The organism is Streptomyces sp. 3330, from assembly GCF_031456635.1.
Classification (GTDB): Bacteria; Actinomycetota; Actinomycetes; order Streptomycetales; family Streptomycetaceae; genus Streptomyces.
This window is the reverse complement of the sequence record NZ_JAVDVA010000020.1, coordinates 129790-147643: the sequence shown is the minus strand read 5'-3', so window position 1 is coordinate 147643 and position 17854 is coordinate 129790. Positions and strand designations below refer to the sequence as shown.

Sequence of the window (17854 nt, the reverse complement as noted above, 5' to 3'; positions counted from 1 at the left end):
CGGTTCATGAGGTGCCCGCGTCCTGTCTCCGGAGGACCGGGCGCACCGCCGCAGCTTCAGTGTCGGCCAGCCGCGGCCGTCCGGCGCGGGGGCGCACAGGACGGAGTGCCCCGGACCGCGGTCGGGCAGTCGCCCTGGACGCGGGGCGCTCCGGACGGCTGCGGCAGGGCGGGACCGGCGATTACTGTCACGAGCATGGCCGAACACCACACGCTCCGTGTCACCCGCGAGGCATACGACGCCGCTGCCCCCGCCTACGCGCAGCTGTTCCGCGACTCGCTGCGCGACCGCCCCCTGGACCGCGCGATCCTGGTGGCCTTCGCCGAGTCCGTCGGTGCGAGCGGGGGCGGCCGGGTCGCGGACCTGGGGTGCGGACCCGGTCATGTCACCGCCTTCCTGGACGAGGCGGGGCTGTCGGTGTTCGGCGTCGACGCCTCTCCGGTGATGATCGAGTCGGCCCGGCAGGCCTATCCGCGGCTGCGGTTCGACGTGGGCTCGATGGCCGCGCTGGACATCGCCGACGGCGCGCTCGGCGGCGTCCTGTCGCGTTGGTCCGTCATCCACACTCCGCCGCCCGAACTCCCCGTGGTCCTGGCGGAGTTCCATCGTGTGCTGGCACCCGGCGGGCACCTGCTGCTCGGCTTCTCGGCGACCGACGGAGCGTCGCGTCCGACGCAGGTCTTCGATCACACCGTCACCCCGGCCTATCGGTGGTGGCCCGATCATCTCGCCGCGATGCTGCGCGAGTCCGGGTTGGCCGAGGTGGCCCGGATGGTCCGCGAGCCTCAGCCCACCGACCGGCGGCAGTTCCAGGAGGTCCACCTGCTCGCCCGGAAAGCCCCGGCAGAAGCCGCCTGACGCCGGGCGACCGTCCCGTGCGTCGCCTGCGTCCGTGCGTACGCCCCGCTCCCGGCAGGTGCCGTGCCGGGAGCGGGGCGTTCGGGCCGCGGGCGCCGGTCACCGCCGGGCCGCCCGCGCGTGGGGTGGGTCAGGAGGCGATGAAGTCGGCTATCTGGCCGAGCACGACCGTGTCCGTCAGGTAGCCGATGTGGGTCTGGCAGAGCACGTTGTTGTTGGTCGCGCCGTCCAGCCGGGTGCTGGTGTACGGGATGATGACGCCGTCGCACGCCGAGTACCAGGTGGCGTACTCGGTGGTGCCCGGCGTCTCGTCGCCCGCGCTGATCTGGGCGATGAACGACGAGCCCGGGTACATCTGCTGACAGGTCGTGTAGATGAGGCAGGCGCCGGCGAAGGTGGTGCCGTGGTTGGCGCCGGCGATCGAGGCGAGGTGGCTGACGCTCGTGTTGCCGCCGAGGACCTTCAGGTAGTACTGGCTGACGAGGCCGCCCATCGAGTGGTTGACGATGGCGACCTTGCTCGCACCGGTCCGCGCCTTCACCGTGTTGACGAAGGTCGCGAGCCCCTGGGCGTTGGTGATGTTGTTGCCGTAGGAGTTGTACTCGTAGGCGAACAGCTGGGAGCTGGACCAGCCGTTGAGCCGGAAGACGCTCATGGCGGTGGTCCAGTTGGACGCGTTGCCGGTGTAGCCGTGGACGAAGACGACCGGGGTGCTCGTCGACAGCGGCTGGGCGGCCGCCTCGGCCGACCGGGTGGCGGAGGCGGCCGGGACGGCGGTGGTGGCGCCGGCCGTCGGCGCCGCGGAGAACAGGGAGAAGGCGAGGGTGGCGGTCGCGAGAACGCCGAGGAGCCGGCGCGGGGCATGACGACGCATGGGGCCCTCCTGACGAGGATGCGGGTGGCTGGACGTGACCAGAGTCGGGGCGCCGGGCGGGGGAGCAATCGGCGAAATCACCGGTGTGCCGGTGACGCCGGGCGCCCCGCATCCTGGAGCCCTTCGTGCCGGTCGGCAGCCGGCCGGGTGGTCTCCCGCTCCCGAGCCGGGCGACGCCGCCTGCGCGCCCGGCCGGTGTGCGGGCAGGCCCGCCGTCCCTGCCCCGGGCCCGCGCGGTCGGCTGCGCGCGGCGGCTCGTCGCCCGCCGCGCCGCCCTCACTCCGGCCTCGTTCAGTCCACCGAGTAACAGCGGATCACGATGTGCCCGTCCTCCTCCCGGGCCAGGCCCACGAAGACGGTGCGCGCGAGCCAGCGGTGCCGCGGGGCGTCCGTGCGGAAGACGGGGGCGGTGCGGAAGTACGTCCCGGCCTCGGCGAGGCGCAGGGCGCCGTCGTACAGGTCGGGACTGTCGGCGCCCTCGTGGTAGTAGCCGCGGTTGACGATGTCGATCACGGCACCGTCGTCGGCCCGCAGAAGATAGCGAGCCTCCAGTTCGCAGACGGTGCCGCGGGTGTTGGACCAGTCGCCGCCGCCGGCCAGCACGGTGCCGCTGAGCCGGGGACCGTGGACCGTTCCGCCGGTGATGGGGGTGAACTCGGTGCGCTCGCCGTCGCCGTGGCCGATGTGCAGGCTGGGGGCGACCTCCGCGCGGATCTCGAAGGCGTAGCTGAGGGAAGGCGTCACGGTCATGTCTGGCTTCCGTTCTGTGCGGTGCGGCGGGCGGGCTTCCAGCCCCGGCGGGGCACGGAGTCGCGCAGCCGACGGGTGTAGGAGGCTTCGGGGGTGGTCAGGACCGTCTCGGCGGGGCCGCGTTCGACGACGCGGCCGCGGTGCATGACCAGTACGTCGTCGCAGACGTGCCGGACGATGCCGAGATCGTGCGTGATGAACAGGTAGGCCACCTCGGTGCGTCGGCGGATGTCGGTGAGGAGGGTGAGGATCTGGGCCTGGACGGAGACGTCGAGCGCCGCGACCGCCTCGTCGAGGACGAGGAGACGCGGCCGGACGGCCAACGCGCGTGCTATGGCGACGCGTTGGCGCTGACCGCCGGACAGCGCCCGGGGCAGCGCCGCCCCCTGGCGTTCGTCGAGCCCCACCTGGTCGAGCAGTTCGGCCACGCGCTCCGCGAGGGGCGCGCCGCGCAGATCCGTGTGGAGCGCGAGGATCTCGGCCAGGCTGTCGCCCACCTTCTGCCGGCGGTCCAGCGAGGCGTACGGATCCTGGAAGACCATCTGCACCTCCCGGGCGAAGCGCCTGCGCTCGGCGGTCGGGGCCCGGCGGCCCGGATGGGCCCGGCCGCCGAGGAGCACCGTGCCGGCGGTGGCCTCCTCGAGGCCGACGATCATCCGCGCGGTGGTGGTCTTGCCCGACCCCGACTCGCCGACGACGGCCAGGGACCCGCCCGGCCGGATCTCCAGGTCGACGCCGTCGACGGCGACGAAGTCCCCGAACGTCTTGCGCAGGCCGGTGACCTGGAGGGCGGGAAGTGCGGTCGGTTCATCGGCCATGGGTGGTGCTCCTCGCGCCGGGGTGCGGTGTCACGCGGGCCTCGGCGGCCGGGAAGTGGCACGCGGCCAGCCCTTCCCCGGCCGGCGCCAGCATCGGTCGTTCGGTGCGGCAGACGTCCTGGGCGTGCGCGCAGCGCGGGGCGAAGGCGCAGCCCGGGCCCGCCTCGAAGGCGGACAGCGGACGGCCGGGCACGGCGCGCAGCGGCTCGGCGGTGGCCGCCGGGTCGGGCCGTGAGGCGAGCAGCGCCCGGGTGTACGGGTGGCCGGCCCGCTCGTGCAGGTGCCGGGCGGGCAGCTCTTCCACCACACCGCCCGCGTACATGACGGCGATCCGGTCGCAGACGGCCGCGGCGAGCGCCAGGTCGTGGGTGATGAAGAGCATGGCCAGGCCACGCTCGGCCCGTGCCTCGTCGATGATCGCCATGACCTCGGCCTGCGTGGTGACGTCCAGCGCGGTGGTGGGTTCGTCGGCGATCAGCAGGCGGGGTTCGCCCGCCAGCGCCGCGGTGATCATCACGCGTTGCAGCAGACCGCCGGAGAGCTCCGGGGGCCGCTGGCGCATCCTGCGCGGCGCGTCCGCGATGCCGACCTCGCGCAGGAGCGCGGTCACCTTGGCCTCGGCCGCGCGGGGCCGCACTCCCCGGGTGGTGACCAGCGCCTCCGTCAGGAAATCACCGACCGTGCGCACGGGATTGATGTGCGCCCGGGGGTCCTGGAAGATCATCGCCACGTCGTGGGCGCGCAGTCTGCGCAGCCCGGCCGCGCCCAGCGTGGTGACCTCGCTGCCGTCGAAGCGGATCGACCCGGTGGTGCGGGCCCGGGCGGGCAGCAGCCGCAGCACCGCGCGGGCCGTCATCGACTTGCCGGACCCGGACTCGCCCACCAGGGCGACGGCCGTGCCGGCGGGCACCGTCAGGTCGGCCCGGTGGATCACCCGGCGCATGCCGTCGCGGGTCGGCAGGTCGACGCGCAGATCGTCGACGACGAGCAGGGGCGGGGAACCGGTCATCGGTCGTCTCCCAGGAGCTGTCGGGACAGGCCGCCGCCGAGGAGGCTGCACGCGATCACGAAGACGACGATCACCGCGCCGGCGAACAGCGACTGCTCGGCGCGCCCGGCCAGGATCCCCGTGGAGCCGTTCGCCACCATCAGCCCCCACTCGGCGGTCGGCGGCTGGGCGCCGAGTCCGATGAACGAGAACGCGGCGACGTCGAGCAGGGCGTAGCCGAAGGAGGTCGCCACCTGCACCAGCACCAGGGGCAGCAGATTGGGGGTCAGATGGCGCAGGCAGATCCGGCTCCCGGACATGCCGAGCATGCGCAGCGCGGACACGTACGGCAGGTTCCGCTCGCGCAACGCCGCGCTGCGCACGACCCGTCCGATGTAGGGGAGGTAGGCGAGGGACAGCGTCACGACCGCCACGCGCAGGCCCGCCCCGAAGACGGCGGCGGCCACCACGGCCAGCACCAGCCCGGGGAAGCCGAAGACGACGTCCAGCAGGGCGGACACCAGCCGGTCGTACCAGCCGCCGAGCCAGGCGGCGCTCACCGCCAGCAGCGTGCCGCCGACTCCGGCGGTCAGGGTGACGGCGGCGGGCGCCAGCAGGCTGGGCCGGGCGCCGTACAGCAGCCGGGACAGGATGTCCCGTCCGGTGTCGTCGGTGCCGAGCCAGTGCGCGGCCGAGCTGCCCTGGTAGACGGCGGCCGGGTCCACGGCGTCCGGATCGTAGGGGGCCAGCAGGGGTGCGAACAGGGCGGCGAGGAGGGCCGCGACGACGACGGCGCACGCCACGAGGAGCACGGCGCGCCCGCGGGTCAGCCGACGCAGCCGCGGCCACCGGGCGGCGCCCCGTCCGAGTGCGGCGATCTGATACGCGGTCATGCGGCGCCCTCCAGGGAGACCCGGTGGTCGAGCGCGGCCGTGACCACGTCGACCAGGGTGTTGACCACGACGAAGACCACCACGGTGATCAGCGCGAGGGCCTGGACGACGGCCAGGTCCTGCTTCGCGGCGCTCTGCACGAGCAGGGCGCCGATGCCGTTGATCCCGAAGGCCTGCTCGACGATGGAGCAGCCGGCGATCAGCCCGGCGACGGCCACGCCGGAGACCGAGAACAGCGGTCCGGCGGCGTTGCGCAGGACGTGCTTGCGCACGACGAAGCGCTCGGGGACGCCCCGCGCCCGCGCCGTCTCGACGTGCTCCGAGGCCAGTTCGGCGCGCACCGCCGACCGGGTCACCTGGGCGACGTAGGCCAGCCAGGCGGTGGCCAGCGCGAGCGCGGGCAGAGTGAGGTGTTCGAGACGGCCGGTGAAGCCGTCGCCCGCGCCGTAGGCGGGGAGCCAGTCCCACTGGACGGACAGCCACCAGATGAGCACCACCGACATGACGAACGTGGGCACCGCCATGAGGGCGGTGGTCACGACGGTGACCAGGGTGTCGCCGAAGCCGCCGCGCAGGGCCGCGACCGTGCCCAGGGTGACGCCGGGCACGATGATGAGGACGGCCGCGTACGCCACGAGGAACGCGGTGTTGCCGATGCGCGCGGTCACCAGGTGGGTGACGGAGTCCTTGTAGGTGAGCGACTGGCCGGCGTCGCCGTGCAGCATCCCGCTGAGCCAGCGCCAGTAGCCCTGGAGGAACGGGTCGTCGAGGTGGTACTGGCGGTGGATCTCGGCGAGCAGCCGGGGGCTGGGCGGCTTTCCGCCGCCGATGAGGAGCGTGGCGGGGTCGCCGGGGGCGATGAACAGGGCGCCGTACACGGCCACGCTCGCGACGAGCGCGGTCACCACGAGCATGGTCGCCCGGCGGGCCACGAATCGCCCGATCACGACGTGCCCTCGCCCGTGCCGCCGAGCTGGGCCGCCCAGGGCATGTTGATGTAGGCGAAGGACGCGGGGGCGCCGCTGAGGCGCTTGTTGAGGAACACGCGCTCGTAGGGCACCGCGATCGGCACGATCGCCAGGTCCTCGGTGTACAGGGCCTGTGCCCGGGTGAACAGTTCCGCGGACTGCCGGGGGTCCAGTGCGGCGCGGGCCCGGGTCAGCAGTGAGGTCACCTCGGGGTTGTCGTAGCGCGTCCAGTTCATCGGGGACGCGGGCGAGGTGAACATCTCGGCGTACGACAGCGGGTCGGGGATCTCGACGTAGCCGAGGGCCATCGTGGCGTCGAGGCCCTCGCGCAGCGACGCGTCGTAGAACAGGCCGGACATCTGGGTGGGCTGGAGCTGCTTGATGACGACCGTCAGACCGATCTTCTTCGCGCCCGCCTGGAGGAAGGTGAGGGTCTGCAGCGACTGCTGGTCGCCCGCCCCCATGGCGATCGTGACGGTGCGCTTCTCCGGGGCGGCCTGCGCGACGAGCTTCCGGGCGCGGGCGACATCGGTGTCCGGGACGGCGGGCAGGGCGGCGTAGCCCTTGGCGTAGACGTCGGACGCCTCGCCGGTCTTCCACACGAGGGACGGGATGAACGTCTTCTCCTTGCGGGCGGCGCCGTCGAAGACGTTCCGCACCAGGGCGTCGCGGTCGAGCACCAGGGAGAGCGCCCGGGTGACGCGCGGGTCGGCGAGGGGCGAGTCCGGGCCGGTGGGGGCGACGAACACGGTCTGCGCGGAGGGCCCGTAGTAGAGGGTCCCGGCGTCGGAGGAGCGCAGGGCCTTGGCGACGGTGGAGGGGATCTCGTAGCTGCCGTCGATCTGCCCCGACAGCAGGGCGCTGGTGAGGGTGCTCGCGTCGGTGATGAACTTGAAGGTCAGCTCGGCGGCCTTGGGCCTGAGAGCGGTGTCCCAGTACGCGTCGTTGCGGACGGCGGTGAGGGACTCGCCGGACTTCCAGGTCTTGAGTTCGAAGGGCCCGGTGCACATCAGGCCGCCCTTGGCGGTCCCGTAGGCGGCGCCGGCCTTCTTCAGGTACGCGGCCTCGCTGACCGCCCCGAAGCCGTTGACGAGGTACTTGAGGAACAGCTCGTCGGGGGTCTTGAAACGGACGGTGACCTGGTGGTCGCCGGTCGCGGTGATGGTGCCGACGGTGGCCAGGACCTGGGTGTTGACGCTCTGGGTGGCGGGGTCGCGCTGCCGTTCGAGGCTGGCCACGACGTCCTTCGCGGTCATGGGGTGGCCGTTCCAGAAGGTGACGTCGTCCCGCAGCTCCAGCACGAGCGTCTTCGGGTCGGGGCGTTTCCAGGAGGTGGCCAGACCGGGGGCGACGGAGTAGTCGGCCTTCAGCCGCAGCAGCGGGTCGCAGAGGTTGGAGACCACGGTGCTGGGGGAGTAGTCGCCGACCTTGGCCGGGTCGAGGGTGGTGGGCTCGCCCAGGGGCAGGTTCCAGGTGACCTGGTCCAGAGCGCCGGACGCGGCGGGCGTGGTGCTGGTGAGCGTCAGGCTCCGGGGCGAGGACGATGTGCCGCCTCCGCCCGACGAACAGGCGGAGAGGGTGAGGAGAGTGGACAGGGCGGTGAGGGCGAGGGCGGTTCTGGGAGCGTGCATGGTGGTGCTCCTGAGGCGACGGTGGGCCGGTTGACGGGTCCTTCGGCGTGGGGGAGTGCGGGCGCTCGGGGGCCCGCGCGGTGCGGGCGGGTCAGCCGGCGGGCGGGGTGAGGACGGTGACGGTCAGCCGGGACGGGGTGGCGCCGCCGGTGGCCAGGGTCTGCGTGCTGGGCTTCGGGGCGAGGGTCGTCCAGGGGTTCTCCTCGCTGCCCGAACACGGCAGGTACATGGGGTAGTCGCTGCTCGCCAGGAGCAGCGCCAGCCGGTGTCCGGCGCGCAGCCGGTAGCCGGTGTGCCCGCACTCGATCCGCACCTCGCGGGGGGCGCCGTCGCCCCGGACGGAGACCTGGCCGCGCACGACGAGCCGTGCTGTGCCGTCGGGGGCGAGGTCCAGCACCTTGGCGAAGACGTCGAACACCGGTGCCGTGCAGGCGAGATGGAGGTCCAGGCTGACCGGTCCGGCGAGGTCCAGCGGGTCGGTGAGGAGCGGGCCGGTGAAGGCGAGGACGTCGTCGCGGGCGGCGAGGGGGGCGGCGTCCGGGTGGTCGCGGAGGTAGGAGAAGGAGTCGGCGACCAGGGACGGGACGAGGTGCTCCGGGTCGTAGGCCCACTGCGCGTGTTCGTCGTCCGCGACGGGGGCGCCGGCGAGCGTCCCGCCGGGCAGGGGTCCGGCCGCGGTGGCCGGGCCGGTGAGCCAGAACGTGCGCTCGCCGCTGCGGGCGGGCGGCCAGGCGGTCGCCGTGCGCCAGCCGGCGTGTCCGAGTTCCCAGGTCACCTTGGCCAGGGCGGTCACCGGGCGGCTGCCCTTGAGGAAGACGTCGAAGAAGTCCAGCGCCGGGCCCGCGTACTCGGGCAGCAGCCGGTCGAGGGCGGTGTCGCTGGCGGCGTGGTCGGTGTCCTCGGTGACGGGCGCGTGGTCGAGGCGGTAGTTCTCGTGGTCGACGGCGCCGGCCCACAGGTACTGGACGGCGTCCCAGCCCGGCCGGGCGGCGAGGGCGAGGTAGTCGTTCATGTGCGGGATGCCGATGTTGTCGTACCAGCCGACACAGTGCAGGACGGGCACGGGCCGGGAGTCGAAGGGGTGCCTGCCGAGGGCGTGCAGGACGTCGGTCTGGCGCGGGGCGAGGAGGTCGAACCAGGCGGAGCGGGCGCCTATGGCCTCGAAGGCACGCTCGTACTGGTCGATGACCGGGCGGACCCGGCGGTCGGGCTCCCACTCGTAGGCGTCCTGGTCGACCCAGTGGTGGGCGTAGTACTCGATGCCCTCCACCCAGACCGGCCGGCCGACGCCGGTGTCCGTGGCAAGCGGGTCCAGTGCGGTGGTCGCGTTGAAGTCCACGGTGGTCACGCGCGGCACGATGGCGCGCAGGGCGGGGTGCTGGGAGGCCACGGCGGCCCACTGGGTGAAGCCGTAGTAGGAGTCGCCGAACATGCCGACCGCGCCGTCGGACCAGGGCTGGTGGGTGATCCAGTCGATGGTGTCGTAGCCGTCGTCGGGCTCGCGCAGGAAGGGCAGGGTACGGCCGCCGGAGCGGAACTTGCCGCGCACGTCCTGCACGACGAGCGCGTAGCCGCGGGCGGTGAAGAGGCGGGCCGCCTTGTCGAAGTAGACGTAGCGGCTGTTCTTGTCGTACGGGAGACGGACCAGCACGGCGGGCAGGGCGTGCTCCGTGGCGGCGCCGTCGGGCAGGTAGACGTCCGTGGCCAGACGCGTCCCGTCGCGCATCCGCACCAGATGCTGGACGGCGTGATCGGGGACGGGAGAGGCCCCCGTACGTGCGAAAGGAACTCTCATCGCGTGCTCTCCGGGGAGTTCGGGCTCGGAAACCGGGCGTGGCTCGGAAGGACGTGCGTGGCTCGGAACCTCGGGCGCGGGCTCGGGATGTGAGCCCGGACGCTGGGGGCGAGCCCGTGATCCGGGCACGGGGATCCGAAATAAAACGACGTTGTGTAACGGCGTTGTATGACAACATTGCAGCTCCTTGTCAACGGGGTCAACCCTCTGCGTTAAGGTCTGCGACATGCCGATCGAGGTAGACGAGGCGCGACGGCTCGACGAGATCGCCGCCGCCACCCTCCACGTCGCCCGGGAACGGGGCGTCCGTTCCGTCACCATCCGGGCCGTCGCCGCCCGGCTGGGCGGCTCGACGGCCATGGTGACCAACTACGTGGCCAGCCGGTCCGCGCTCATGATCAATGCCATGCGGTGGGCGGAGCGGGAGTGGGGCGCCCAGATGGACGGCGCGCTCGTCGGTCTGACCGGTGAGGCCCGCCTGGAAGCCGCCCTGAAGTGGATGTGCACCACCGAGCCCGACGACGAGATCCTGCGCCGCCTCCTGATGGAGATCGCGAGCGAGGGGCCCGACGCCGGTCCGGCGGTCGAGGACGTCCGGCGCGCCACCTCCCGGCGCAACCGCGACGAGCTGAGCGCCCTCGCCGCCGAGGCCGGGCTGCCCGACGCCGCACTCGCCGGCGACATCCTCCACCTGCTCACCCGGGGGTACTGGCTTACCACCCTGGAGGATCCGGAGGGGTGGCCCGAGGAGCGCGCCGCGCGGGCCCTGCTCGCGGTGGCCGCCCTGCTGCGGGGCGCGCCGCCCGCGGACTGACGCGGCGGACGGGGCTTGACACCCGAGGGTGCCCGGGCGCAGGCTGGCCGCGAAATAAAACGTTGTTTTATGACGGGTGGCGCCGACACCCGCGCCACGCCGTGCCGGCGAGCGTCGGCGCCCCCGGCTCCGGAGCTCGCGGGCCGACCGGCACCCCCGCACGGCCTCCGCGTCGGTGCGGCCGTGCCGCGGCCCCGTCCCGGCCGCGACCGGCCCGCCGAGCGAACCGCCCGGGTGCCGCTCCGCCGGACCCTCCCCGCCGCTCCGACCATGTCCCCCGTCCTCACCCCGGCCTCACCCACCGATGCCCGTCCCCGTGCCGCCGCCGGGCCGGGCCCCCGCAAGCGAAGAGGTATCCGATGGCGACTTCTCCCCGCCCGACGCAGCCGTGGCAGCTTTCCGCGACCGAGCTCGCCGCCGCCGTCCGGGCCCGCGAGATCTCCTCCACCGAACTGGTGCTCTCCTGCCTGGAACGCGTCGAGGAGACCAACCCCAGGCTGAACGCACTGGTCGACCTGCGGCCCGAGGAAGCGCTGGAAGCGGCCCGACGGGCGGACGAGCGGACCGTCTCGGGCGCCGAGCTGGGGCCTCTGCACGGCGTGCCGGTCTCCATCAAGATCAACACAGAGCAGCGCGGGCACGCCACCAGCAACGGGGTCCCCGCCCTCGCCCACCGCCCCGCCGGGGGCGACGCCGCCTGCGTCACCGCCCTGCGCACCGCCGGCGCGGTGCCGCTCGGCCGGAGCAACTCACCCGCCTTCTCCTTCCGCTGGTTCTCCACCAACGAACTGCACGGGCGCACCCTCAACCCCTGGGACGCCGACCGCACACCCGGCGGGTCCAGCGGCGGAGCCGCCGCGAGCCTGGCCGCCGGGATGACCCCACTGGCCCAGGGCAACGACATCGGCGGCTCCATCCGCTTCCCGGCCGCCTGCTGCGGCGTCGTCGGGGTGCGCCCCACCGTCGGCCGGATCTCCGACTGGGCCCCGCCCGCCTACGCCGACACCCCCGCGGGGCCGGTCGAGCTCGACTTCCCGCCCACCGTGCACTCCTGCGCGGTGCAGGGGCCCCTGGCCCGCACGGTGGCGGACGCGCGGCTCGCGCTGCACGTCATGACCACACCGGACCTGCGCGACTCCGCAGGCGTGCCCGCCGTCCCCCTGCGCCCCCGCCCCGCGGGCCCCGCGAAGGTGCGGCTCGTCCGCGGCAACGGCACCGTCAAGAACCACCCGGCCGTCGACCGCGCGCTCGACCGGGCGGCCGCGCACCTCGCCGACGCCGGTCACGCGGTCGACGAGGTGGCCGAACTGCCCCTGCTGGCCGAGGCCGCGCGGCTGTGGGCGCTGCTGATCACCGAGGACATCCGCCCGATGCTGCCCGTGGTCCACCAGCTCGGCGGGGACGACATCCGCACCGCGCTGGAAGGCCACTTCGCGGCCGCCGCCGAACTGTGGGGCGAGCGGCCCGATCTGGAGACGTACATCAACGGCTGGGCGCGGCGGGCGACGCTCGTCACCCGGCTCCAGGAACTCCTGGGCGGCGACCGGATCCTGCTCACCCCGGTGTGCGCCGAACCTCCCTTCGAGCAGGACGCCGACATCACGGATCCGGACCGCGCGCGGAGCCTGTTCCCCGCGATGTGGCCGATGACCGCCGTGCCCGTCCTCGGCTTCCCCGCCGTCACCGTGCCCGTCCACGTCGAGAACGGACTGCCGTTCAGCGTGCAGTTGATCGGCGGCCGCTTCGAGGAGGACCTCGTCCTCGACGCCGCGCAGGCCGTCGAGGACCGCGCCGAGGTGCCGCGGCTCCAGGACTGACCGCGGTGCGGCCCGGCGTCCGGACTCCGGGGCCGGAGCGCAGGGGGAGCGCAGACCGAGGGACCGACCGGGGTGGCGGGCCGACGACCCCGGCCCGCCGCCGTCCCGCTCTGCCCGTCGGACGCGCCCCGTTCGACGCGTGCGACGGGTGCGACGTGCCCGGCACGGCGCGACGGACCCGGGCCCGGCGGTCGTCGCCGCCGGGCGGAATCTCCGTTGCCGGGACGCCGCACGGCCCGCGATCATGAGGCCATGAGGCTCCACGTATGCGGCTGAGGCTGCAACAGTTCCGGCCGAGGACCGGGCCGCACGAGCACCGTGTCGTCCAGCCGAGGAAGTCCCTTCGCCACACATCGCTGACCGCCCCCGAGCCCATCGGCCTGCTGCTCGGCGACCACGACGGGCTGAGCCGGCTCGCGGGTCTCTTCTCCTTCGCCGCCCGCTCCCGGTACACGATCGTCCATGTGCCGCTGCGCGACGGCGTTCCGCCCGACGAGGGCTCCGGCACCCCGGTCGACCTCGTCCTGGTCCACGACACGCTCGGCCTGCGCCCCAGCAGATGGCCCGAGGTGCGGCGCAAGCTGGTGAACGGCACTCCGCTGACCGTCCGCACGCTGGAGGAACGCACGGCGAGTCTTGCCGCAGGCCGGCAGGGGCGGGGTCCACGCGCCGGCCGGGACGAGCTGCGGCACGCCACCCACGCCCGCACGTTCTTCCTGTTCGGCGACCGGGAGGTGTTCGCCGAGACCGCCGTCCATCTGGCCCACGCGGCGGGTCGGGGCCCTCGCCAGAAGGGCGTCGGGCAAGGGCGCGCGGTACTGATGGCGTCCCTCCCGACGCTGGTTCAGCAGCCGGGCGGCGGGCACCCCACCGAGGTGCTGATCTGCTTCAAGCCGTACCCGCCCTACGCGCACTTCCGGCGGCCGGGACGATGAGTGCGCGGCCGAACCCGCCCCGGCCGGGCGGTCCTTCGCCCGCGACGGCCGGGGCGCTGCGATGATCGCCGCCATGGGCATGCAGATCGCACCGGCCGACATCGCCGACTTCCACCAGGTCCTGACGGATCACGCCCGTTACTGGGGCGAACGCGACCTCCGATCGCTGCACCTGGCGGCCATGGTGCAGGAGTTCGGCCCCACCTGCCTGGTCGCCCGGGCCGAGGACGGCATCCGTGGCTACGTCTTCGGCTTCGTCACGCCGGAGGGCACCGGGTACGCCCATCTGATCGCCACGCGGGACGACGCCCGGAGCACAGGTCTCGGGCGCCGTCTGTACGCGGCGTTCGCCGAAGCCGCGGCACGGCAGGGTGCACGGCGGCTCAAGGCGATCACATCGGTCACGAACACCGGCTCGATCGCCTTCCATCGCCGTCTCGGCTTCGAGGTGAGGATCGTCGACGACTACAATGGCCCAGGCCTGGCCATGGCCGTCTTCGCCCGCGATCTGCCCGCGCCCGAAGGCGTGCCGTAGCCCGTGCGCAGCCGGCGCCGCAGTCCCGGCGTGGCCGGGCGGAGGCTCAGCCGCGGGCGAAGGCGAGGAGGTCCTCGTTGAACTTCTCGGCGAACTTCGGCACCAGGGACAAGCCGTGGGGCGCGCCCGAATACACCTTGTACACCGCGCCCTTGACCAGTTTCGAGCTCTTGTCGCCGGAAGCGACGAGGGGAACGATCTGGTCGTCGTCGCCGTGCACGATCAGCGTCGGGACGTCGATCTTCTTGAGGTCCTCGGTGAGGTCCGTCTCGGAGAAGGCCTTGATGCAGTCGTACGCGCCCTTGATGCCCACCGTCATGCCCCAGAGCCAGAACTCGTCGCGCGTCCCCTGGGTGACGGTCGAATCGTCACGGTTGGCGCCGAAGAACGGCGCGCTGAGGTCCTGGTAGAACTGCGAGCGGTCCGCTGCCACGCCCGCGCGGATCTCGTCGAAGACCTCGATCGGCAGCCCCTCCGGATTGGCGTCCGTCTTCAGCATCAGCGGGGGGATGGCGCCGAGCAGGACGGCCTTGGCGACCCGGCTCGAACCGTGGCGCCCGATGTAGCGCGTCACTTCACCGCCGCCGGTGGAATGACCGACCAGAATCGCGTCGTGCAGGTCGAGTTCCTCGATGACCGCGGCGAGATCGTCGGCGTAGGTGTCGAGGTTGTTGCCGTCCCAGCTCTGTCCCGAGCGGCCGCCGCCCCGGCGGTCGTGGGCGATGGCCCGGAATCCGTTGTCCGCCATCAACTTCAGCTGCGGATCCCAGGCGTCGGCGGTGAGCGGCCAGCCGTGGGAGAACACGACCGGTTGGCCCGATCCCCAGTCCTTGAAGAAGATGCTCGTGCCGTCCTTGGCGGAAGCAAAGGGCATGACTTTTCCCTCTCGTGCCGTTCCGGGACCCGCGGTGGGCGGGTTCGATGCTCGAATCGGGTGGTGGGGAAACGTGCCGCGCCGCCCGGCAGAGGAGCGCACGCGGGGCCGACGGCCGGTCAGCGGCGAAGGGCGACCGTGGCAGCACGTCCCAGGAGAAACTGTAGTCGAGGGGCGGGTGCGCGGCGCGGCGGCCGTGACGCCGGACCGCGACGGGAGCCGCGGAGGTCCGCGAGCCGGCCGGCCACCGCGGGCGCCCCCCGTGGCTTCGCGGCCGTAGACCGGCGGCCCCTTCACGGACCACACTTCTCCCGGTCGTGAGGTGGCGCCCCGACCCGGAGGTCCGGCACGTCGGACGGGCGTTCGCACCCCCTGCCGCGGCGTTCGTCACCCGCCTTGTCAGTGTGGCGAGGACGCCTGTATAACGTTGTAAAAGTCAAGTATGGGGCTCGGCGCTCGCCCACGGTGACGACCCCGTAGCCGCACCGACCGTCATCCCGTCGGGACGCTGCGAAAGGGAATGCCGTGCGGGTCAGCCTCAAGGACGTCGCCGCGCACGCGGGGGTCTCCATCAAGACCGTCTCCAACGTGGTGAACAACTACCAGCACGTCACGCCCGCCATGCGCGAGCGGGTCCAGCGGTCCATCGACGCGCTCGGCTACCGGCCCAACCTGGCGGCCCGGCATCTGCGCAAGGGGCGTACGGGCATCATCGCGCTCGCCCTGCCCGAACTCGGCAACCCCTATTTCGCCGAGCTGGCGGCCGCCGTCATCGACGCGGCCGCCGCGCACGACTACATCGTGCTGCTCGACCACACCGGAGGGCATCGCGAGCAGGAGATCCTGGTCAGCCAGGGCTTCCGGGCGCGGGTCATCGACGGCCTCATCCTCAGCCCGATCGAGTTGGAGGCCGAGGACCTGCGCGACCGGGCGGAGAACGTGCCCCTGGTGCTGCTCGGCGAACGCGACTACGACCTGCCGTACGACCACATCGCCATCGACAACGTGGCCGCCGCCCGCGCCGCCGTCCGGCATCTGAACGGGCTCGGGCGGCGCGAGGTGGCCTTCATCGGCGCCCGGCGCGGCCGCAGTGAGCCCGCGCAGCTGCGCGTGCGCGGCTGGCGTGAGGAACTGACCGCGGCCGGTCTCCCGGCCGACGACGGGCTGGTCGCCGCCACCGACGGGTGGGGCCACGCGGACGGGGCGGCCGCCATGAACCGCATCCTGGAGTCCGGCCGGCGCCCCGACGCGGTCTTCGCCTACAACGATCCGATGGCCATCGGCGCGATGCGCGTCCTGCACGAACGGGGACTGCGCGTTCCCGAGGACATCGCCGTCGTCGGCTTCGACGACGTGGTCGAGGGGCGCTTCGGCGCGGTGACCCTCACGTCCGTGTCTCCCGACAAGGAGGCCATCGGCCGTCTCGCGGTCGAGTCGGTGCTGGCCCGGCTCGGCGGCAACGAGGTCCCCGAGCCGCGCCGGGTCCGGGCGGACCACCGCCTCGTGGAGCGGGAGAGCACCCTGGGGCGGGCGGCGGCGCACGGCGACGGCCGCGGGTGACCTCGGGGCCGGTGCGGGAGCGAACGGCCTTGTGCCCGTACCTGGGCGCGACGGCGTGACGCGCCCCAGGTCCCGCTCCCTCCGTCAACCGCGTTCATCTCCAGCAGAGTCGGCGGGTCGATCGCGCCTCCTGTGACGTCCGCAGTCGGGCGAACCGTCGACTCCGCCGCGCCGATCGGCCGTTGCTCTTTGCTGGTGCGGCCGTCGGCGGGGTGGTTTCGCGCGATGCGTTCTCGCGCGCCCGCCGGTCCGCCGACGCCTCCTCCGGGCATCCGAACGCGCCCCTCGTGACGTGATGCCCGCCGCCCCTGACGGGACGGCAGAGACGGGTGAGGTGCGCCGCCTCGCTCGCGGCGCGCTCCGCATGGTGCGTGCACAGGGGGTTTACAGCACTCTTCCAACGATGTAAAAACCTCTGTGCGGCGGGTCGAACGACCTTTCCCGCCAGGGGAGAAGCACTTATCTCGGCACGGCTACTGCTCGGCTACGGCACGACCTGCTCGACCTTGCTCGACCTCTGCTCGCTCACCACCTCCCCAGTGTTCTTTCCGCGTCGCCCGGATCGGGGTCACCATGCAGCGCACCACTCACCGTCGTCGTCTCCTCGCCCGTCCCGTGGTCGTCTCCCTGGCCGCGGCGGTGGCGTTGACCGCCACCTCCTGCGCGAAGTCGGAGGACGACACGTCGAGCGACACCGCGTCCTCGGCCACCGCCGACGCCGCGCAGAAGGTCGCCACGCCCGCGGCGGGCGGCAAGACCTGCACCGTCGACGCGTACGGCGGCAAGAAGCTCGACCTCGCGAACGCCACCGTCGGCTTCTCCCAGTCGGAGAAGGAGGCGAACCCGTTCCGCATCGCCGAGACGCAGTCCATCAAGGACGAGGCGAAGAAGCGGGGCGTCAAGCTGCTGACGGCCAATGCCCAGTCGCAGTTCTCCAAGCAGATCAGCGACGTCCAGGACCTGCTGGCGAAGGGCGCGGACCTGCTGGTCATCGCCCCGCTCAACTCCGACGGATGGGACCCGGTGCTGCAGGCCGCCGCGGCCAAGAAGGTCCCCATCGTCACGATCGACCGCAAGATCAACGCCACGGCCTGCAAGGACTACGTCTCCTTCATCGCCTCCGACTTCGTCGAGCAGGGCCGACGCGCCGCCGACCAGATGATCGAGGCGACCGGCGGCAAGGGCGAGGTCGCGATCCTCCTGGGCTCGGCGGGCAACAACGTCACCACCGAGCGCACCAAGGGATTCAAGGACCGGATCGCCGAGAAGGCGCCGGACCTGAAGGTGGTGTTCGAGCAGACCGGCGACTTCGCCCGTGAGAAGGGCCAGCAGGTCACCGAGCAGCTCATCCAGTCGAAGCCCGGCATCAAGGGGATCTACGCCGAGAACGACGAGATGGGGCTGGGCGCGGTGGCCGCGCTGAAGGGCGCGGGCAAGAAGGCGGGCGACGTCGAGATCGTCACCGTGGACGGCACCCGCAACGCGGTCCAGGGCATCGTGGACGGCTGGATCAGCGGCGTGGTCGAGTCCAACCCGCGGTTCGGACCGCTGGCCTTCCAGACCCTGGACAGCTTCACCCGGGGCGAGAGCGTCGCGCAGGACATCGTCATCGAGGACGGCGCCTACACCCAGGCCAACGCCAAGTCCGGCATAGGCAAAGCCTACTGATCATCCGTCAGGGGCCCGCTCGCGCGGCGGGGCCCTTCTCCCTCTCCGTCACTTCTCGCACCACACCGCACCGCTC

The 17854-nt window shown here is 72.8% G+C and carries 16 protein-coding genes; 7 read left to right on the top strand and 9 right to left on the bottom strand.

From position 1 onward, the window contains the following. The first annotated feature begins 195 nt into the window (after window positions 1-195). Window positions 196-858, top strand: a complete 663-nt coding sequence (locus tag J2X68_RS29310) for a class I SAM-dependent methyltransferase (protein WP_310435602.1) — start codon at window positions 196-198, stop codon at window positions 856-858. 130 nt (window positions 859-988) lie between these two features. Here the strand turns inward: J2X68_RS29310 and J2X68_RS29305 are convergent, their stop codons facing one another. The 8 genes from J2X68_RS29305 to J2X68_RS29270 all read right to left on the bottom strand — a co-directional run bounded on the left by J2X68_RS29305 (window position 989) and on the right by J2X68_RS29270 (window position 9575). Next, window positions 989-1732 carry an alpha/beta fold hydrolase gene (locus J2X68_RS29305; RefSeq protein WP_310435601.1) on the bottom strand — a complete coding sequence of 248 codons (744 nt, stop codon included), beginning with the start codon at window positions 1730-1732 and terminating at the stop codon, window positions 989-991. A 291-nt stretch (window positions 1733-2023) separates the two neighbouring features. Continuing rightward, entirely contained in the window at window positions 2024-2482 is a 459-nt protein-coding gene (locus tag J2X68_RS29300) for a DUF3237 domain-containing protein (protein ID WP_310435600.1), read from the bottom strand. Beyond that, complete coding sequence (locus J2X68_RS29295) at window positions 2479-3300, bottom strand: ATP-binding cassette domain-containing protein (RefSeq protein WP_310435599.1); 822 nt, start codon at window positions 3298-3300, stop codon at window positions 2479-2481. Before J2X68_RS29295 ends, J2X68_RS29300 begins: the two co-directional genes overlap by 4 nt. Next, window positions 3290-4309, bottom strand: coding sequence for an ABC transporter ATP-binding protein (locus tag J2X68_RS29290; RefSeq protein ID WP_310435598.1), 1020 nt, complete (start codon window positions 4307-4309; stop codon window positions 3290-3292). The genes J2X68_RS29295 and J2X68_RS29290 overlap by 11 nt, the downstream gene beginning before the upstream one ends. Next, window positions 4306-5181 carry an ABC transporter permease gene (locus tag J2X68_RS29285; protein WP_310435597.1) on the bottom strand — a complete coding sequence of 292 codons (876 nt, stop codon included), beginning with the start codon at window positions 5179-5181 and terminating at the stop codon, window positions 4306-4308. The genes J2X68_RS29290 and J2X68_RS29285 overlap by 4 nt, the downstream gene beginning before the upstream one ends. Continuing rightward, window positions 5178-6128 carry an ABC transporter permease gene (locus J2X68_RS29280; RefSeq protein ID WP_310435596.1) on the bottom strand — a complete coding sequence of 317 codons (951 nt, stop codon included), beginning with the start codon at window positions 6126-6128 and terminating at the stop codon, window positions 5178-5180. Before J2X68_RS29280 ends, J2X68_RS29285 begins: the two co-directional genes overlap by 4 nt. Next, window positions 6125-7780 carry an ABC transporter substrate-binding protein gene (locus J2X68_RS29275; protein WP_310435595.1) on the bottom strand — a complete coding sequence of 552 codons (1656 nt, stop codon included), beginning with the start codon at window positions 7778-7780 and terminating at the stop codon, window positions 6125-6127. Before J2X68_RS29275 ends, J2X68_RS29280 begins: the two co-directional genes overlap by 4 nt. A gap of 91 nt (window positions 7781-7871) precedes the next feature. Next, on the bottom strand, window positions 7872-9575 hold the full coding sequence (locus J2X68_RS29270) for a CocE/NonD family hydrolase (protein WP_310435594.1): 1704 nt from the start codon (window positions 9573-9575) through the stop codon (window positions 7872-7874). Between the two features lie 226 nt (window positions 9576-9801). Between J2X68_RS29270 and J2X68_RS29265 the strand changes: the two genes are divergently transcribed. The 4 genes from J2X68_RS29265 (at window position 9802) to J2X68_RS29250 (ending at window position 13676) form a co-directional block, all read left to right on the top strand. Next, window positions 9802-10389, top strand: a complete 588-nt coding sequence (locus J2X68_RS29265; protein WP_310435593.1) for a TetR/AcrR family transcriptional regulator — start codon at window positions 9802-9804, stop codon at window positions 10387-10389. A gap of 359 nt (window positions 10390-10748) precedes the next feature. Continuing rightward, complete coding sequence (locus tag J2X68_RS29260; RefSeq protein WP_310435592.1) at window positions 10749-12206, top strand: amidase; 1458 nt, start codon at window positions 10749-10751, stop codon at window positions 12204-12206. A 266-nt stretch (window positions 12207-12472) separates the two neighbouring features. Next, window positions 12473-13141 (top strand): hypothetical protein, encoded by a 669-nt coding sequence (locus J2X68_RS29255; RefSeq protein ID WP_310435591.1) that lies wholly within the window; start codon window positions 12473-12475, stop codon window positions 13139-13141. Window positions 13142-13202: 61 nt separating this feature from the next. Continuing rightward, window positions 13203-13676 carry a GNAT family N-acetyltransferase gene (locus tag J2X68_RS29250; RefSeq protein ID WP_310435590.1) on the top strand — a complete coding sequence of 158 codons (474 nt, stop codon included), beginning with the start codon at window positions 13203-13205 and terminating at the stop codon, window positions 13674-13676. A gap of 46 nt (window positions 13677-13722) precedes the next feature. On the opposite strand, the gene J2X68_RS29245 is transcribed toward J2X68_RS29250, so the two are convergent. After that, a complete protein-coding gene (locus J2X68_RS29245; protein WP_310435589.1) occupies window positions 13723-14550 on the bottom strand; it encodes an alpha/beta hydrolase in 828 nt (275 codons plus the stop codon). A gap of 525 nt (window positions 14551-15075) precedes the next feature. On the opposite strand from J2X68_RS29245, the gene J2X68_RS29240 reads away from it, so the two are divergent. Together J2X68_RS29240 and J2X68_RS29235 are read left to right on the top strand one after the other, a co-directional pair. Continuing rightward, window positions 15076-16110: a LacI family DNA-binding transcriptional regulator gene (locus J2X68_RS29240; RefSeq protein ID WP_310435588.1), complete on the top strand. Its 1035-nt coding sequence runs from the start codon at window positions 15076-15078 to the stop codon at window positions 16108-16110. Between the two features lie 573 nt (window positions 16111-16683). Further along, window positions 16684-17778, top strand: coding sequence for an ABC transporter substrate-binding protein (locus J2X68_RS29235; protein ID WP_310435587.1), 1095 nt, complete (start codon window positions 16684-16686; stop codon window positions 17776-17778). The last annotated feature ends 76 nt before the right edge of the window (window positions 17779-17854 follow it).

Excerpts from the sequence above, each read along its gene's own strand:
- J2X68_RS29310 (WP_310435602.1), top strand. The coding sequence starts at position 196 with ATGGCCGAACACCACACGCTCCGTGTCACCCGCGAGGCATACGACGCC.
- J2X68_RS29305 (WP_310435601.1), bottom strand. The coding sequence starts at position 1,732 with ATGCGTCGTCATGCCCCGCGCCGGCTCCTCGGCGTTCTCGCGACCGCC.
- J2X68_RS29300 (WP_310435600.1), bottom strand. The coding sequence starts at position 2,482 with ATGACCGTGACGCCTTCCCTCAGCTACGCCTTCGAGATCCGCGCGGAG.
- J2X68_RS29295 (WP_310435599.1), bottom strand. The coding sequence starts at position 3,300 with ATGGCCGATGAACCGACCGCACTTCCCGCCCTCCAGGTCACCGGCCTG.
- J2X68_RS29290 (WP_310435598.1), bottom strand. The coding sequence starts at position 4,309 with ATGACCGGTTCCCCGCCCCTGCTCGTCGTCGACGATCTGCGCGTCGAC.
- J2X68_RS29285 (WP_310435597.1), bottom strand. The coding sequence starts at position 5,181 with ATGACCGCGTATCAGATCGCCGCACTCGGACGGGGCGCCGCCCGGTGG.
- J2X68_RS29275 (WP_310435595.1), bottom strand. The coding sequence starts at position 7,780 with ATGCACGCTCCCAGAACCGCCCTCGCCCTCACCGCCCTGTCCACTCTC.
- J2X68_RS29270 (WP_310435594.1), bottom strand. The coding sequence starts at position 9,575 with ATGAGAGTTCCTTTCGCACGTACGGGGGCCTCTCCCGTCCCCGATCAC.
- J2X68_RS29265 (WP_310435593.1), top strand. The coding sequence starts at position 9,802 with ATGCCGATCGAGGTAGACGAGGCGCGACGGCTCGACGAGATCGCCGCC.
- J2X68_RS29260 (WP_310435592.1), top strand. The coding sequence starts at position 10,749 with ATGGCGACTTCTCCCCGCCCGACGCAGCCGTGGCAGCTTTCCGCGACC.
- J2X68_RS29255 (WP_310435591.1), top strand. The coding sequence starts at position 12,473 with ATGCGGCTGAGGCTGCAACAGTTCCGGCCGAGGACCGGGCCGCACGAG.
- J2X68_RS29250 (WP_310435590.1), top strand. The coding sequence starts at position 13,203 with ATGATCGCCGCCATGGGCATGCAGATCGCACCGGCCGACATCGCCGAC.
- J2X68_RS29245 (WP_310435589.1), bottom strand. The coding sequence starts at position 14,550 with ATGCCCTTTGCTTCCGCCAAGGACGGCACGAGCATCTTCTTCAAGGAC.
- J2X68_RS29235 (WP_310435587.1), top strand. The coding sequence starts at position 16,684 with ATGCAGCGCACCACTCACCGTCGTCGTCTCCTCGCCCGTCCCGTGGTC.